The 14,105-nt window shown below is 64.7% G+C and carries 18 protein-coding genes and 1 tRNA gene; 12 read left to right on the forward strand and 7 right to left on the reverse strand.

What is annotated here, in order from left to right; translation table 11 throughout:
• Positions 1-18 precede the first annotated feature (18 nt).
• The 4 genes from NCR39_RS05670 to NCR39_RS05685 are packed head-to-tail and all read left to right on the forward strand — an operon-like array spanning position 19 to position 1,313.
• Positions 19-303: a DUF7940 domain-containing protein gene (locus NCR39_RS05670; protein WP_250451223.1), complete on the forward strand. Its 285-nt coding sequence runs from the start codon at positions 19-21 to the stop codon at positions 301-303.
• Positions 290-778, forward strand: coding sequence for a glycoside hydrolase family 24 protein (locus tag NCR39_RS05675; protein ID WP_250451225.1), 489 nt, complete (start codon positions 290-292; stop codon positions 776-778). The genes NCR39_RS05670 and NCR39_RS05675 overlap by 14 nt, the downstream gene beginning before the upstream one ends.
• Positions 775-1,092: a hypothetical protein gene (locus NCR39_RS05680; protein WP_250451226.1), complete on the forward strand. Its 318-nt coding sequence runs from the start codon at positions 775-777 to the stop codon at positions 1,090-1,092. Before NCR39_RS05675 ends, NCR39_RS05680 begins: the two co-directional genes overlap by 4 nt.
• Positions 1,089-1,313, forward strand: a complete 225-nt coding sequence (locus NCR39_RS05685; protein WP_250451227.1) for a hypothetical protein — start codon at positions 1,089-1,091, stop codon at positions 1,311-1,313. Before NCR39_RS05680 ends, NCR39_RS05685 begins: the two co-directional genes overlap by 4 nt.
• A 118-nt stretch (positions 1,314-1,431) precedes the next feature.
• On the opposite strand, the gene NCR39_RS05690 is transcribed toward NCR39_RS05685, so the two are convergent.
• The 5 genes from NCR39_RS05690 to NCR39_RS05710 all read right to left on the reverse strand — a co-directional run bounded on the left by NCR39_RS05690 (position 1,432) and on the right by NCR39_RS05710 (position 4,826).
• A tRNA-Pro gene (locus tag NCR39_RS05690) sits at positions 1,432-1,508 on the reverse strand.
• A gap of 105 nt (positions 1,509-1,613) precedes the next feature.
• The gene (locus tag NCR39_RS05695; RefSeq protein ID WP_250451228.1) at positions 1,614-2,000 is read right to left on the reverse strand and encodes a hypothetical protein; all 387 of its coding nucleotides are present in this window, start codon (positions 1,998-2,000) and stop codon (positions 1,614-1,616) included.
• Between the two features lie 100 nt (positions 2,001-2,100).
• Positions 2,101-2,991, reverse strand: a complete 891-nt coding sequence (locus tag NCR39_RS05700; protein WP_250451229.1) for a LysR family transcriptional regulator — start codon at positions 2,989-2,991, stop codon at positions 2,101-2,103.
• 56 nt (positions 2,992-3,047) lie between these two features.
• Positions 3,048-3,971, reverse strand: a complete 924-nt coding sequence (locus NCR39_RS05705; RefSeq protein ID WP_040049347.1) for a LysR family transcriptional regulator — start codon at positions 3,969-3,971, stop codon at positions 3,048-3,050.
• 33 nt (positions 3,972-4,004) lie between these two features.
• Positions 4,005-4,826 carry an IclR family transcriptional regulator gene (locus tag NCR39_RS05710; RefSeq protein ID WP_250451230.1) on the reverse strand — a complete coding sequence of 274 codons (822 nt, stop codon included), beginning with the start codon at positions 4,824-4,826 and terminating at the stop codon, positions 4,005-4,007.
• Positions 4,827-5,081: 255 nt separating this feature from the next.
• Here NCR39_RS05710 and NCR39_RS05715 point away from each other — a divergent pair, with 255 nt between their 5' ends.
• Genes NCR39_RS05715 through pcaC form a run of 6 tightly spaced genes read left to right on the forward strand, consistent with a single transcriptional unit; the run spans position 5,082 to position 10,290 of the window.
• Positions 5,082-5,774, forward strand: coding sequence for a 3-oxoacid CoA-transferase subunit A (locus NCR39_RS05715; RefSeq protein WP_040049349.1), 693 nt, complete (start codon positions 5,082-5,084; stop codon positions 5,772-5,774).
• A gap of 16 nt (positions 5,775-5,790) precedes the next feature.
• Positions 5,791-6,447 carry a 3-oxoacid CoA-transferase subunit B gene (locus tag NCR39_RS05720; RefSeq protein WP_250451231.1) on the forward strand — a complete coding sequence of 219 codons (657 nt, stop codon included), beginning with the start codon at positions 5,791-5,793 and terminating at the stop codon, positions 6,445-6,447.
• A 40-nt stretch (positions 6,448-6,487) separates the two neighbouring features.
• On the forward strand, positions 6,488-7,690 hold the full coding sequence (gene pcaF / locus NCR39_RS05725) for a 3-oxoadipyl-CoA thiolase (protein ID WP_250451232.1): 1,203 nt from the start codon (positions 6,488-6,490) through the stop codon (positions 7,688-7,690).
• A 4-nt stretch (positions 7,691-7,694) separates the two neighbouring features.
• Positions 7,695-9,053 carry a 3-carboxy-cis,cis-muconate cycloisomerase gene (locus NCR39_RS05730; RefSeq protein ID WP_250451234.1) on the forward strand — a complete coding sequence of 453 codons (1,359 nt, stop codon included), beginning with the start codon at positions 7,695-7,697 and terminating at the stop codon, positions 9,051-9,053.
• A 53-nt stretch (positions 9,054-9,106) separates the two neighbouring features.
• Positions 9,107-9,901, forward strand: coding sequence for a 3-oxoadipate enol-lactonase (gene pcaD, locus NCR39_RS05735; RefSeq protein ID WP_250451235.1), 795 nt, complete (start codon positions 9,107-9,109; stop codon positions 9,899-9,901).
• Positions 9,898-10,290 (forward strand): 4-carboxymuconolactone decarboxylase, encoded by a 393-nt coding sequence (pcaC, locus tag NCR39_RS05740; RefSeq protein ID WP_040049354.1) that lies wholly within the window; start codon positions 9,898-9,900, stop codon positions 10,288-10,290. The genes pcaD and pcaC overlap by 4 nt, the downstream gene beginning before the upstream one ends.
• A 70-nt stretch (positions 10,291-10,360) precedes the next feature.
• On the opposite strand, the gene NCR39_RS05745 is transcribed toward pcaC, so the two are convergent.
• Complete coding sequence (locus NCR39_RS05745) at positions 10,361-11,383, reverse strand: DUF3443 domain-containing protein (RefSeq protein ID WP_502800163.1); 1,023 nt, start codon at positions 11,381-11,383, stop codon at positions 10,361-10,363.
• Here NCR39_RS05745 and NCR39_RS29880 point away from each other — a divergent pair.
• On the forward strand, positions 11,364-11,618 hold the full coding sequence (locus NCR39_RS29880) for a hypothetical protein (protein ID WP_502800164.1): 255 nt from the start codon (positions 11,364-11,366) through the stop codon (positions 11,616-11,618). The genes NCR39_RS05745 and NCR39_RS29880 overlap by 20 nt on opposite strands.
• A gap of 69 nt (positions 11,619-11,687) precedes the next feature.
• Here NCR39_RS29880 and NCR39_RS05750 read toward each other — a convergent pair whose 3' ends face one another.
• Positions 11,688-12,149 (reverse strand): DUF2844 domain-containing protein, encoded by a 462-nt coding sequence (locus tag NCR39_RS05750; RefSeq protein ID WP_250451237.1) that lies wholly within the window; start codon positions 12,147-12,149, stop codon positions 11,688-11,690.
• Between the two features lie 440 nt (positions 12,150-12,589).
• On the opposite strand from NCR39_RS05750, the gene bamC reads away from it, so the two are divergent.
• The gene (gene bamC / locus NCR39_RS05755; protein ID WP_250451238.1) at positions 12,590-13,801 is read left to right on the forward strand and encodes an NlpB/DapX family lipoprotein; all 1,212 of its coding nucleotides are present in this window, start codon (positions 12,590-12,592) and stop codon (positions 13,799-13,801) included.
• The last annotated feature ends 304 nt before the right edge of the window (positions 13,802-14,105 follow it).

Raw genomic sequence — 14,105 nt, forward strand, 5'->3', positions numbered from 1 at the left:
TTTATTTCTGGAGGGCATATGCCTCTGATCCCGTTCACTCGACTTCGGCTGACGCTCGCCGACGGGTGGCAGAAGCTGCACAAGCGCGGCACCGTGATTGCCGGTGCGGTGTTCACTGCGCTCGCCGGCGCGGGCCCGCTCATCGCCCAGGCGTGGGAAGGCATGCCGCGCGAGCTGCGCGACGTGATCCCGCAGAACGTCCAGCAGTGGATCGCGTACACGCTCTTCGGGCTGAGCTTCATCGCGATCCGCTACACGTCCCTGCGTCGCGTGCGGAAGGAGGGCGACGATGGCGCGAATTGACGCTGCCGCCGCCGGTGGCAAGAACCGCGTCGCTTTCCTCGACATGATCGCTGCGAGCGAGATCGGCACAGTCCTGATGGCGAAAACGGACGACGGATACAACGTGCTGGTCGGCGCTACGCCTGCGCGGCCGCTGACGTTCAAGAGCTACGTCGATCATCCGAATGTCTACAACGCGGCGTACAACTCCACCGCGGCGGGGCGCTACCAGATCCTCATCAAGTGGTGGCGCATCTATAAGCAGCAGATGAAGCTGCCCGATTTCTCGCCGCTTTCGCAGGACAAGTACGCGCTTCAGCAGCTGCGCGAGCACGGCGCTCTGCCGCTGATCGACTCAGGGCGGTTTCAGGAAGCAGTGGCGAAGGTCGCCAATGTGTGGGCCAGTTTGCCCGGCGCCGGGTACGGCCAGCACGAAAACCAAATGGCGCATTTGCTGGCGGCATACCAAGCCGCCGGCGGAGGAGTCGCAGCATGATCGAACTCTTGATGAAACTCGGTCCGTGGATCCTGGGCGGGCTTGGCCTGGCAGGCGGAATCCTTTTCGGCTCCTTTCGCCATCAGCAAGCGAAGTCGGCGACTGCCGATGCCGCCGCGGCGAAAGCGGACGCCGCGCGCGCCGTCGCGCAAAAGCAAAGCGAAGTTGATCAGGCGAATGCTGCTGCGGCTGCGGCCGGCCAGCAGGCCGTCGTTAATCGCGCGGCGGCTGATCAAACGGCTGCGTCTACAGCGCGAGAAGACCTCGACGCCGAACTCGACCAGATCGGCGCCCTTCGAAAGGAGCAGCAATGAACACGCGGGCCATGATTATTTGCTGCGCACTGGCAACCGGTGGGTGTGCGACGACGGTGCCGACACCACAACCGCCGCAGACCGTGACCGTGACGAAGGTTGTTGACACGGCGTGCGACTGGGTGAAATCGATCACGGTGAGCAAGGCGGACACCGACCAGACGAAGCGCCAAATCCTCGCGCACGATCTCGCGGTCGCAAAAAACTGCCCTCAGAAGTGAGGACGTGCCCGGATAGTATTAGGCGCGCCTAATATTCTGCCTAAAAAAGCCTGTATTTCCGTACAGCCCGCAGAAAGTAAAAAACCCGCGTCAGCCAATGCCGACGCGGGTTTCTGTCTGGTCGGGGCGAGAGGATTTGAACCTCCGACCACCTGCACCCCATGCAGGTACGCTACCAGGCTGCGCTACGCCCCGAAAGAGCGAAAGTATATCAGAGCGAATCGAATAATAGAACTGCTGCGGCGATTTTTGCTGCAAACCTCGCAGAATCCACTTCCGTCGCGGAGAAAGGAAAGCGGATCAGGACGCCGCCACCGACGATGCATCACCGCGCACTGTCGCTGCGCTATCCGCTCTGACAGGCGAACCCGCGAACCGCTGACGCTTGCGAAACCGAAGCGCCATCACGAGCGACACGGCGCACGGGATCAAATAGACAAGCACGCGCCCGGTCCAGGCGGTCCGCGATGCAACGCTCTCATACTGCATATGGTCATGAAAAATAGCGGATGCGAAGACCATCGTCAGCGTGAAGTCCAGGACCATCGCTAGAAAGCAGAAGACGAAGTAAATCAGCGCGCCGTTCCACAGCAGCTTGCCGTGGCTTGCATTGATCGTGCGGCAAACGAACAGCACGATTGCAAGCAATAAGAAGTTGAAAAGTAACGGAATCCAGGGGAAGTCCATGTGCGTGATGCCTCGTGCGAAGAAGGAAAGCCGGTCCGGAACCGGACGCCGGCGCGATCTTCACACGAGGTCGAGAACGCTTGAATAAGAGTATTCCCAATCAGTTTGGCTGATCCCCCAGCGTCTCGGACAGGAAGTCGATGAACGTGCGGACCTTCGTCGTCATGTATTTGCGGCTCGTGTAGACCGCATAGACCGATGGCGCGAACGCCGCATAGTCCGGCAACAGGCGCACGACCGCGCCGGACGCCACCTCGTGGTCGATCATCCACAGCGGAAAATACGCGAGCCCCATGCCGGCATGGACAAGCTGCAGCGCCATCGAGCTGTCGTTGGTCTTGAGCACGGCGTGATTTTTCGCGATGAACGCGCCGTCCGGACCCGTCAGCGTGACGGATTCGATATTTGTATAAGTCGGCAGAATCAGTCGATGACGCGCCACGTCGTCCGGATGACGCGGCTCGCCGTGGCGATCGAGATATGCGCGCGAACCGACGAGCACGAAAGGCGTCTTGCACAGCGGCCGGACGATCAGCGAAGGCGACGGCTCCGATGTCGCGCGCAACGCCATGTCGTAGCCTTCTTCGACGAGATCGACGAAGCGGTTCTCCAGCCGCAAGTCGACGAGCACATCCGGATAACGCGCCTGATACGCGACGAGCATGTCCGCGAACCGCCGATTGGCGAACCAGCCGGGCGCCGTCACTTTCAGCACGCCTTGCGGCTGCGCGGTCTGCACGCCGACCGCCGCCTCGGCCGCCTTCAGAATGTCGAGCGCCTCGCTGCATTGTTCGTAATAGACGCTGCCCGCTTCGGTGAGGCTCAAGTGGCGCGTCGTCCGGTTGAGCAGGCGCACGCCCAGTTGACGCTCCAGATTGGCGACATGCTTGCTCGTCATCGCGGTCGAAACGTCGAGGCGCTCGGCTGCCTTCACGAAGCTGCCCGCTTCGACGACTTCGCGAAACACGCGCAAGCTGGTCAGAGCATCCATCGGTTATTTCTTCGCGGGAAACAAAACGGCGATGTTAGCGCCATTTCCGCACGCGTTCACTTCGGCCATTCGTCCAGAGCGTCGTTGAAAAGCGAAGCGACGACGCCGCGCAGCCAGCGAATGCGCGAATCGTTATGAAACTTGCGATGCCAGTGCTGCCGCAGATCGAAGCGCGGCAACGGAAGCGGCGGCTCGGCGAGCGTGATCGACGCATGTTCGGCGACATACGCGAAGCCGATCGCATGCGGCACCGTCGCGATGAGATCCGTGCGCGACAGAATGAACGGCAAGCTCATGAAGTGCGGCGTTTCGAGCACGGCGCGGCGCCGCACGCGTTCCTTGTCCAGATAATTCTCAAGCACTTCCTGGCTGCGTCCTTCGGCGCGCACGACGGCGTGTCCGCATTCGACGAAGCGTTCGAGCGTGAGCGGCTCGTTCGCGTAAGGATGATCGCGCCGCATCAGACAAATGAAGCGATGCGAAAAGAGCCGCTGCTGGAAAAAATTGTTGCCGCGCAGGTCGGGAAAGTAGCCGACGGCCAGATCGATTTCACCGGCTTCCAGCCCGCGTTCCACATCGCCGTGCGATGCCGACACCGAGCGCAGATTCGCGCGCGGCGCGTCCTTCGCGAAGGCCTGCAACAGTCGCGGCAAGAACACGATTTCGCCGACATCCGACAGCGCGATGGAAAACGTATCGGTGCTCGACGACGGGTCGAAGTGCTGCGTATCCAGCAGCCCGCGTTCGATTTTCCCGAGCGCGTCGCGCGCCGCGGGCACGAGCGCGAGCGCGCGAGGCGTCGGTTCCATGCCGCGCGACGTGCGCACGAAAAGGGGATCGTTGAAATACTCGCGCAGCCGCCCGAGCGCCGTCGACACGCGCGGCTGGCTCACGCCGAGCCGCTCGGCCGCGCGGCTCACGTTGCGCGTCTCCTCGATCGCGACGAGGTACGGAATCAGGTTGAGGTCGAGATCGTGCATGCGGGTGGCGTCGTCCACGCTATGTGCATTCGTTCAACCGCGCCGCGCGACCATGTCCGACACGCGCTGCGCCGCGTCCTGCAACGGCTCCAGAAACGCCTTCGCCATCTGCTTCGCGTTCTTGCGCTGCGCGTTGCCGCTGATGTTGAGCGCCGCGATGACGCGGCCTTGCCGGTCGCGGATCGGCGCGGACATCGAAATCAGGCCTTCTTCCAGTTCCTGATCGACGATCGCCCAGCCTTGCCGGCGCACCACGGCGATCGCTTCTTTCAGCGCGCCCCGGTCGACGATGGTGTGCGGCGTGCGCGCGGAAATATCGCTTGCATCGAGCACGGCGTCGAGGCGGTCGTCGTCGAGCGCGGAGAGCAGCACGCGGCCCATCGACGTGCAGAACGCAGGCAGGCGGCTACCGATCGACAAGTTCTGCGTGATGATCTTGTGCGTCGGCACGCGCAGCACGTAGACGATTTCCGCGCCGTTGAGCACGGCCGCCGAACAACTCTCGTGCACCTGCTCGACGAGATCCTCCATGACCGGCTCGGCGAGATTCCAGAAGGGCATCGACGTGAGATAGGCGAAGCCCAGGTCCAGAATCTTCGGCGTAAGCTGAAAGAGCCGGCCATCGGCCTCGACATAGCCGAGCGCCTGAAGCGTCAGCAGAATACGCCGCGCGCCCGCACGCGTGAGGCCCGCGGCGGCGGCCACTTCGGTGAGCGTCTGCGCGGGGCGGTTCGCATCGAACGAGCGGATGACCGCGAGCCCGCGCGCGAACGACTGCACATAGGCATCGCCGGGGCGGGAGGGCGCGTCTTGCGCGTCGGACGGCATCGGTTGAGCGGTAGAGGATGTGTTCATGGATCTCGCTTGAAGCAGCAAGCAGTCGCTAGGAGTCGGTACAAACCCGAAAATGGCGCGGGCTTCGTTGACACGACAACGAACGCGGGACTAACATGCGGATGTTCGCTAAACGAATCCATGTTCGCATGCCGAACATTTCGATGCAAGAGGGAGCGGGAGCGGGTATACCCCGGCTTCGGGCGCAGATGCGCTGGCGGTTTCACAAGGCGACGAAAGGCTACGCCGAAGACTCGTCGACAGGAGAGCAACGCAATGATCAACAAGATTTTCGATTCGCTCGCGTCGGCGGTGGCCGACGTCCACGATGGCGCGACCATCATGATCGGCGGTTTCGGCACGGCGGGCATGCCGTCCGAACTGATCGACGCGCTCATCGAGCAGGGCGCGCGCGATCTGACCATCGTCAACAATAACGCCGGCAACGGCGACACGGGTCTCGCCGCGCTGCTGAAGGCAAAGCGCGTGCGCAAGATCATCTGCTCGTTCCCGCGTCAGACGGATTCGCATGTGTTCGACGCGCTGTATCGCGCGGGCGAAATCGAACTCGAACTCGTGCCGCAGGGCAACCTCGCGGAGCGTATCCGCGCGGCGGGCGCGGGCATCGGCGGTTTCTTCACGCCGACCGGCTACGGCACGAAGCTCGCGGAAGGCAAGGAAACGCGCGAGATCGACGGCAAGCATTACGTGCTGGAATCGCCGCTGCACGCGGACTTCGCGCTCGTGAAGGCGTTCAAGGGCGACCGCTGGGGCAATCTGGTCTATCGTAAGACGGCGCGCAACTTCGGGCCGATCATGGCGAGCGCCGCGAAGACCGCCATCGTGCAGGTGTCGAAGGTCGTGCCGCTCGGCGAACTGGACCCTGAAAACATCGTGACGCCGGGCATCTTCGTGCAGCGCGTCGTGGAAGTGCCGCAAGCGGTGCATCAAGCCGAACTCGCTGCTTAAGGAAGGACGGAAAGCCATGAAGAAACTCACTCGTGATGAAATGGCCAAGCGCGTGGCCGCGGACATTCCGGAAGGCGCGTATGTGAACCTCGGCATCGGCGTGCCGACGCTCGTCGCCAATCACCTCGCGGCGGATCGCGAAATCTTCCTCCATAGCGAAAACGGCCTGCTCGGCATGGGCCCCGCGCCCGCGAAAGGCGAGGAAGACGACGAGCTGATCAACGCCGGCAAGCAGCACGTGACGCTGCTGACGGGCGGCGCGTTCTTCCATCACGCGGATTCGTTCGCGATGATGCGCGGCGGCCATCTCGACTTCTGCGTGCTCGGCGCGTTCCAGGTGTCGGCGAAGGGCGATCTCGCCAACTGGCACACCGGCGCACCGGACGCCATTCCCGCCGTCGGCGGCGCGATGGACCTCGCCATCGGCGCGAAGCAGGTCTACGTGATGATGGAATTACTCACGAAGCAGGGCGAAAGCAAGCTGGTCGCCGACTGCTCGTATCCGGTGACGGGCGTGCAATGCGTGGACCGCGTCTACACGGATCTCGCCGTGTTCGACGTGACGCCGGAAGGCTTCGTCGTGCGTGAGATCGTCGACGGCCTGTCGTTCGACGAACTGCAGAAGCTGGCGAACGTGCCGCTGCAATACGCGCCGATTTCCGAAGCAGCCTGAGAGGCAGCCTGAGAGACACAACAGAAAACTGGAGCAACCGATGAAAGAAGCATTCGTATGTGATGCCATCCGCACGCCGATCGGCCGTTACGGCGGCGCGCTCTCGTCCGTGCGCGCCGACGACTTGGGCGCCGTGCCGCTGCGCGCGCTCGTCGAGCGCAACAAGGAAGTGGACTGGGAAGCCGTCGAAGAAGTGATTTACGGCTGCGCGAATCAGGCGGGCGAGGACAATCGCAACGTCGCGCGCATGTCGGCGCTGCTCGCGGGGCTGCCGGTCGGCACGCCGGGCTCCACGGTCAACCGTCTGTGCGGCTCGGGCATGGACGCGGTCGGCATCGCGGCGCGCGCCATCAAGTCGGGCGAAGCGGGATTGCTGATCGCCGGCGGCGTCGAAAGCATGAGCCGCGCGCCTTTCGTCATGGGCAAGGCCGCGACCGCGTTCGCGCGTCAGGCCGAGATTTTCGATACGACCATCGGCTGGCGCTTCGTCAATCCGCTGATGAAGAAGCAGTACGGCGTCGATTCGATGCCCGAGACGGCCGAGAACGTCGCCGACGACTACAAGGTGAGCCGCGCCGATCAGGACGCGTTCGCGCTGCGCTCGCAGCAGAAGGCGTCGCGCGCGCAGAAGGACGGCACGCTCGCGCAGGAAATCACGCCGGTCGCGATCCCGCAAAAGAAGGGCGATGCGATCGTCGTCACGCAGGACGAGCATCCGCGCGACACGACGCTCGAAGCGCTCGCGAAGCTCAAGGGCGTCGTGCGTCCGGACGGCTCGGTGACGGCGGGCAACGCGTCGGGCGTGAACGACGGCGCGGTCGCCATGCTGATCGCCGATGAAGACAGCGCGAAGCGCCACGGTCTCACGCCGCGCGCGCGCATTCTCGGCATGGCGACGGCGGGCGTGCCGCCGCGCGTGATGGGCATCGGTCCGGCGCCGGCGTCGCAAAAGCTGCTCGCGCGCCTCGGCATGACGATCGACCAGATGGATGTGATCGAACTGAACGAAGCGTTCGCGTCGCAAGGGCTCGCGGTGCTGCGCATGCTCGGCGTCGCCGACGACGATGCCCGCGTCAATCCGAACGGCGGCGCGATCGCGCTGGGGCATCCGCTCGGCGCATCCGGCGCGCGGCTCGTGACGGCGGCGACGTATCAGCTGCATCGCACGGGCGGCCGCTACGCGCTTTGCACGATGTGCATCGGCGTGGGACAGGGCATCGCGATGGTCATCGAGCGTGTCTGACCGCATGTTTTCATCGACCGGACGGCTCACCGATCTGATCTGCGGCAACGCCGAAGCCAACGCGGTGTGGTCGCCGCGCGCGACCGTCCAGGCGATGCTCGACGTCGAAGCGGCGCTCGCGCGGGCATCGGCGAAAGCGGGCGTGATTCCGCCGGACGCGGTCGACGCGATCGTCGCCGCGTGCGACGCCGGCAACATCGACGCCGACGCGGTGATGACCGGCGCGGCCGCCGGCGGCAATCTCGCGATTCCGCTCGTCAAGCAACTGACGGCCGTGGTGAAGGCGCGCGACGAGCAAGCCGCGAAGTACGTGCACTGGGGCGCGACGAGCCAGGACATCATCGATACGGGCGTCGTGCTGCAGCTTCGCGCCGCGCTCGATCTGCTCGATGCCGATCTGCGCGCGCTCGCGGGTTCGCTCGCGGCGCAGGCGGACCGCCATCGCGCGACGCCGATGATCGGCCGCACCTGGCTTCAGCAGGCGCTGCCGATCACGCTCGGCCTCAAGTTCGCGCAGTGGCTCGATGCCGTCACGCGGCATCGCGCGCGTCTCGCGGATGCGCGCGCCCGCGCGCTCGTGCTGCAGTTCGGCGGCGCGGCGGGCACGCTCGCGAGTCTGCGCGAGAAGGCGCTGCCCGTCGCGCGGGCGCTCGCCGACGATCTCGGCCTGCAACTGCCCGCGCTGCCGTGGCATACGCAGCGCGACCGGATCGCGGAAGCTGCGTCGTTCTTCGGCATGCTGACGGGCACGCTCGGCAAGATCGCGCGCGATATCTCGCTGATGATGCAGACCGAACTCGGCGAAGTCGCCGAACCGGCGGCGGCGGGCAAGGGCGGTTCATCGACGATGCCGCACAAGCGCAATCCCGTCGGCTGCGCGGCGGTGCTGACCGCGGCGACGCGCGCGCCGAACCTCGTCGCGACGATCTTCGCCGGCATGGTGCAGGAGCACGAACGCGCGCTCGGCGGCTGGCAGGCCGAATGGGAAGCGCTGCCCGATCTCGCGCGGCTCACCGCCGGTGCGCTCGCGAACGTGAAGGGCATCGTGCCGGGGCTGGAGGTCAACGTCGAGCGGCTCGCGGCGAATCTCAACGCGACCAACGGACTCGTGCTCGGCGAAGCGGTGATGCTCGCGCTCGGCGACGCCATCGGCCGGCTGGACGCGCACAAGCTCGTGGAAGGCGCATCGAAGGCGGCGGTCGCGAACGGGCAATCGCTGTACGACGTGCTCGCCGCCGATGAAACCGTCGCGCGCCATCTGTCGCCGGAACAGTTGAAGCCCTTGCTCGATCCGGCCAATTACGTCGGTCAGGCGCAAGCGTTCGTCGATGCGGCGCTCGCGCAGCATCGCGCGACGGCGTGACGACCGGCGTGACCAAGCTCGCGCCCGCACAAACAAACAGGAGCACAACCAACATGCCTCTCGCCGCTGTACACGGAACCCGGATTCACTACCGCATCGACTCGACGGCCGGCGACGACGCGCCGTGGCTCGTGCTGTCGAATTCGCTCGGCGCGGACGTCTCCATGTGGACGCCGCAAATCGAGGCGTTCGCGAAGCATTACCGCGTCGTGCGCTACGACACGCGCGGTCACGGCCACTCGGATGCGCCGCAAGGCCCGTACACCATCGACCAGTTGATCGGCGATGTGATCGGCTTGATGGATCATCTCGGCATCGAACGCGCGAACTACTGCGGACTGTCGATGGGCGGGCTGACCGGCATCGGGCTGGCCGCGCGCCATCCGGAGCGGTTCTCGCGCGTGGTGCTGTCGAACACGGCGGCGCTCATCGGCTCGGACGCGGTATGGACGCCGCGCGCCGCGAAGGCGCGTGAGACGAACGGCATGGCCGCGCTCACGGATGCCGTCATCGCGCGCTGGTTCACGGCGCCGTTCATCGAGCGGGAGCAGCTTGCGCTCGCCAATATCCGCGACGTGTTCCGCCACACGTCGGGCGACGGCTACGCATCGAATTGCGAAGCCATCCGCGACGCCGACCTTCGCGACGAAGCGAAGACCATCGCGCTGCCGGTGCTAGTGATCGCGGGCACGCACGATCTTTCGACGACCGCCGAGCAGGGCCGCGAGCTGGCGGGTTATATCGACGGCGCGCGCTACGTCGAACTGGACGCGGCGCATCTGTCGAACATCGAGAAGCGCGATGAGTACACGCGCGCCGTGCTGGACTTCCTCGGAGAAAAACAATGACTGACGACGAACGTTACGAAGCCGGCATGAAGGTGCGCCGCGCGGTGCTGTCGGACGCGCACGTGGACCGGTCGCTCGCGAATCGGACGGAACTGACGACCGAGTTTCAAAACTTCATCACGCGCTATGCGTGGGGCGAGATCTGGACGCGCGATGGCTTGCCGCGCCACACGCGCAGCCTCATCACGATCGCGATGATGGTCGCGCTGAACCGCAGCGAAGAACTCGCGCTGCATTTGCGCGCGGCGAAGAACAACGGCGTCACGCAGGACGAGATCAAGGAAGTGCTGATGCAGACGGCCGTCTATTGCGGCGTGCCGGCGGCGAATTCGGCGTTCCATCTGGCGCAGAAGATCTTCGACGAGGAAAGCAAGGCGGGCGGGCAGTAAGCGCGCGTTTTCGTTTTTGTTTTCGTATGGAAAGCCGTCGCCCGGGATTCCGGCGACGGCTTTTTCGTGGCTAGAACGCGTAGTACGGTCCGTTGCCCGCGGGCGTGGCGCGCCCTTCCAGCGCGGTGAACACGCGCCTGCCGTAGAAGAACGGCAATCCCCAGTCGAAGAAACCGTTCGCGGGCCCGGCCAGATTGTTGAACGCGTAATTGCCGCTCGCGAATAGCGTCGTCGATTTCGCGACGCTGAACGACACGTCCGCGGTGACGCCGGTCGTCGAGCTGAGCGTCGCGCTCAATGCCTGCGTCGTCGCCGGGCAAAACCACGCGCCGCACGCCGTGAGCGTCGCCGATGGAAAGAACAGGCCGTTCGATCCGCTGTCGATGAAGCTCGATCCGTACTGGCTGCCGGAGAAGCTCGTCGAGACGTAGCCCGTGACCGAGTTCGACTTCAGCACGGTCGCGTCGCCGAGCACGTTGTTTGCCTGCGATCCGATGCCGAAGGTCATCGTTCCCGTCACCGTCGATGCGCCTTCCGGCGGCACCGCCGGCAACTCGATCAGCACGCCGTTGTTGTCGGCTGCGAAGCGCGAGACCGGATTCGTCACCTGCTGCGCGACCGCGAGCGTGCTCGACGAGCAGGCGCCCGGCGTGCAGCTGTAATACCAGCGCGGCATCGCGGAATTCGCGCAACTGGCGCCGCAATCGGCGATGAACGGGCCGACGCCCAGGATGCCGTTGCCGCGCAGCTTCGTGGTGTCGAGCATCGGCAGGCCCGACTGCGCGCAATCGGTGGCCGCGCCGGGCACGGCGGAATCCGCGATCAACTGAACCGATGTCGAACTCGCGACCTGACCGGCGAGGCGGACGTCGGCCTGTCGCACCGCGCCCCACGTGTAGCCCGAGCCGAACACCGAGCACTCGGCCATCGCGGTATTGGTCGCGTTGCCGGCGACGAGCGGCAGCGCCATCGACGGATTCAGCGCCGAAGCGAGAATGCGCAGCCCTTGCGAGCCGGTATCGACCTGAATGTTGTCGATGGTCTGGCACGTGTCGGTGCCGGGAATGCACAGCGTGACGCTCGTTTGCAGCATGTTGCGCGTGCCGCTCGCGATGCCGGCGACGCTGATCGGCTGCACGTTGGGCGTCGTCGACTGCACGACGACGTTGCTGGCCGGCGCGGGAGGGCTCGCGGTGGAACTCGCGGCGGCGGGAGCGCTCGCGGCCGACGGCGTGCTCGCCGCCGCCGGCGCGCTGGTTGCCGCCGGCGCGCTGGCGGGCGCGGCGCTGGCGCTGGTGCTCGAACTGCCGCCGCCGCCGCATCCATGAAGCAGAGTGCACAGCGCGACTGCCGAAAGGGAAAGAAGGGCGCGGATCGTCATGTCTGGTCTCCGGCGCTCACTGGATATCCGCAGCCGTGACGCCCGGCGGCAGCGCCGTTGCGAGCCACGCGCGGCCGCTGAACTCGCGCAGCCGCGTGCGGTTTTCGACGAAGAGGTCGCCATCCGCGATGCGCGCCGTGTGCAGGCCCGCATCGCCCGCGGATGCGTTCGCGCCGTCCCTGAAGCGCTGGAAATACGCGCCGAGCAGCGCCCGCACGTCGGGCATCGCGGGGCCGCGCCATGACACGGCGTAGACGGTGCCGGCCGAATCCACGTACTGCCTCACGACGATGCCGTTCGCATCGGTCGTCTCGCGGTAAGTCGCGAGCCCGCTTTCCGACCGGCGCACGACCGCGCCATCGGATGCATCCGCCGCGCGCGCGGTCGAGCCGAGTTGTGCGTGGCAAAGCGGACTTGCGCCGAGCAGTGCGATCACGGCGGCCCGGGCCAGATGCTGAGGATGTCTTATGTTCTTCACGGCGTTCTCTCCGACTTTATTAGGAGTGTTCCTATTTTTGAGATCGGATTTTAGGACGAATGCGACGCCGGGCGATACGGGGTAAGAGAAGTTGTGAAAAAGGTCGTGAGAAGCGAAGATGTGCCTATAAAACAAGGCGTTGTGCGAACCGGCACGTGGAATTGCTGATTTGCGCAAATGTCATAAATTGTCAAAGTATCTGGAAAGCGGTGTAATCATCGATCGAGCCGCGCGTGTCGATCGTTGCCGAACAATACTGAAGCTGCGGCGAGCCAGTCGCCCGTCGTCGACGATTGATCGTGCGCAGCGTTCAGACGCGAGGCAAAGAATGGAGCGCGCGCCCGCCGATGCCTCTTTTTGCACGGCTGTCCGCCGGACCGGTAAAATGCTGGGCTGATCCACGGACGAACGCCGTGGCGTAGCGGAAGGACTTTCCAGACATGACAGATTTTCGTGTGACCAAGCGGGTGGCTGCGCTCTTCACGGTGGCCGGTATCGTGGCAGGATGCGGCACGTCTTCTCCCACCGCGATCAATTACAAGAGCGACCAGCGCTCGAAGCAGTCGTCGCTCGCCATTCCGCCGAACCTGCTCGACGAAGCGGGCGATCAGCGTTCGCTGCCGCCGCAAAGCGGGCAGGCATCGCTTTCCGATCTCCAGCAGGTCCGGAAAGTCGCGCCCGACGCGCCGACCGTCGTGCCGCCCGTTTCGGGCATGCACATCCAGCGTGACGGCGCGGAACGGTGGCTCGTCATCGACGGCAAGGCGCCGGATCAGGTCTGGCCGCAAATCCGCCGGTTCTGGCAGGAGCAGGGCTTTCTGCTGGTCGTCGATTCGCGCGACAAGGGCGTGATGGAAACGGACTGGAACGAAACGCATCCGCAGATTTCGGACGGCCTCATCCGCGACACGCTCGCCAAGGCCACCGGCAACTCGTATGTCACCGCCGAGCGCAACAAGTACCGCACGCGTCTCGAAGCCGCGCCCAGCGGCGGCACGTACGTGTTCATCAGCCAGAAGGGCATGCGCGAGGCGCTGACCGGCATCAACAACGATACGAGCCAGTGGCAGGCGCGCCCCAACGATCCCGCGCTGGAAAACGAATATCTGAAGCGGCTGATGTCGTCGCTTGCCATGGCGGATACGCGGCAGGCGTCGGGCGTCGCGGGCTCGTCGGACGCGGGCGCGCAGGCGGCGAACGCGAGCGCGCAGCCAGCCAAGAACGGCGATTCGAAAGCGGCCGCCGTGGCTGCGCAAAATGCGGCGAATTCCGGCAACAGCGCGATCAGGAACGAATCGGTGCCGGAGGCGGCATCGGCGCAGTTGACGCTGCCCGAGGCGTATGACCGTGCGTGGCTGCGCGTGGGCATCGCGCTGGATCGCGCGAGCTTCACGGTGGACGATCGCGACCGCGCGCGCGGCGTGTATTACGTGCGCTACGTGGATCCGAACGACAAATCGGCGCGCGAGCAAGGCTTCTGGAGCCAGGTCTTCCACGGACGCAAGGAAATCATCGCGAAGCAGTATCAGGTCAACGTCCGCGCGATCACGGAAGCACAGACGCGCGTTGCTATCGTCAATGACAAGGGCGAAGTCGATTCTTCACCGCAAGCGCGTCAGATCATGGCGCTTCTCGCCGACCAGATCAGCTAAGCCGCTGTTTCTGCAAGCGCAGTTTCATCGCATGCAAACCGCCTCTTCACGAGGCGGTTTTTTTTCGGCTTGTTTTCCTGCTGCGTCAACTTTTTTGCTTTCATTTAAAACGCTCGCCGACGCGCACGATATAAACCGCACACAGATATTGCGCTGACAATAGTTTTTATCGCCGAATGTGCGCAATAGCTTATAAAAATTGGCGCGCGAACAGTACATTGCGTGCATGGCGAGATTTCTACGCCGCACGCAGTTCCGACGATGGCGCAAGCCCGCTTTCACCGTAGTCGACCCAGACAATCAA

Origin of the sequence: Caballeronia sp. ATUFL_M2_KS44, assembly GCF_023630965.1 — a bacterium.
GTDB classification, from domain to species: Bacteria; Pseudomonadota; Gammaproteobacteria; order Burkholderiales; family Burkholderiaceae; genus Caballeronia; species Caballeronia concitans.

Bases quoted from the DNA above. Each gene is read 5' to 3' on its own strand.
- NCR39_RS05700 (WP_250451229.1), bottom strand. From the start codon at position 2,991: ATGGATGCTCTGACCAGCTTGCGCGTGTTTCGCGAAGTCGTCGAAGCG.
- NCR39_RS05730 (WP_250451234.1), top strand. From the start codon at position 7,695: ATGTTTTCATCGACCGGACGGCTCACCGATCTGATCTGCGGCAACGCC.
- NCR39_RS05685 (WP_250451227.1), top strand. From the start codon at position 1,089: ATGAACACGCGGGCCATGATTATTTGCTGCGCACTGGCAACCGGTGGG.
- NCR39_RS05715 (WP_040049349.1), top strand. From the start codon at position 5,082: ATGATCAACAAGATTTTCGATTCGCTCGCGTCGGCGGTGGCCGACGTC.
- NCR39_RS05720 (WP_250451231.1), top strand. From the start codon at position 5,791: ATGAAGAAACTCACTCGTGATGAAATGGCCAAGCGCGTGGCCGCGGAC.
- NCR39_RS05695 (WP_250451228.1), bottom strand. From the start codon at position 2,000: ATGGACTTCCCCTGGATTCCGTTACTTTTCAACTTCTTATTGCTTGCA.
- NCR39_RS05705 (WP_040049347.1), bottom strand. From the start codon at position 3,971: ATGCACGATCTCGACCTCAACCTGATTCCGTACCTCGTCGCGATCGAG.
- NCR39_RS05675 (WP_250451225.1), top strand. From the start codon at position 290: ATGGCGCGAATTGACGCTGCCGCCGCCGGTGGCAAGAACCGCGTCGCT.
- pcaD (WP_250451235.1), top strand. From the start codon at position 9,107: ATGCCTCTCGCCGCTGTACACGGAACCCGGATTCACTACCGCATCGAC.
- bamC (WP_250451238.1), top strand. From the start codon at position 12,590: ATGACAGATTTTCGTGTGACCAAGCGGGTGGCTGCGCTCTTCACGGTG.
- NCR39_RS05745 (WP_502800163.1), bottom strand. From the start codon at position 11,383: ATGCTGCAAACGAGCGTCACGCTGTGCATTCCCGGCACCGACACGTGC.
- pcaC (WP_040049354.1), top strand. From the start codon at position 9,898: ATGACTGACGACGAACGTTACGAAGCCGGCATGAAGGTGCGCCGCGCG.
- NCR39_RS05680 (WP_250451226.1), top strand. From the start codon at position 775: ATGATCGAACTCTTGATGAAACTCGGTCCGTGGATCCTGGGCGGGCTT.
- pcaF (WP_250451232.1), top strand. From the start codon at position 6,488: ATGAAAGAAGCATTCGTATGTGATGCCATCCGCACGCCGATCGGCCGT.
- NCR39_RS05710 (WP_250451230.1), bottom strand. From the start codon at position 4,826: ATGAACACATCCTCTACCGCTCAACCGATGCCGTCCGACGCGCAAGAC.
- NCR39_RS05670 (WP_250451223.1), top strand. From the start codon at position 19: ATGCCTCTGATCCCGTTCACTCGACTTCGGCTGACGCTCGCCGACGGG.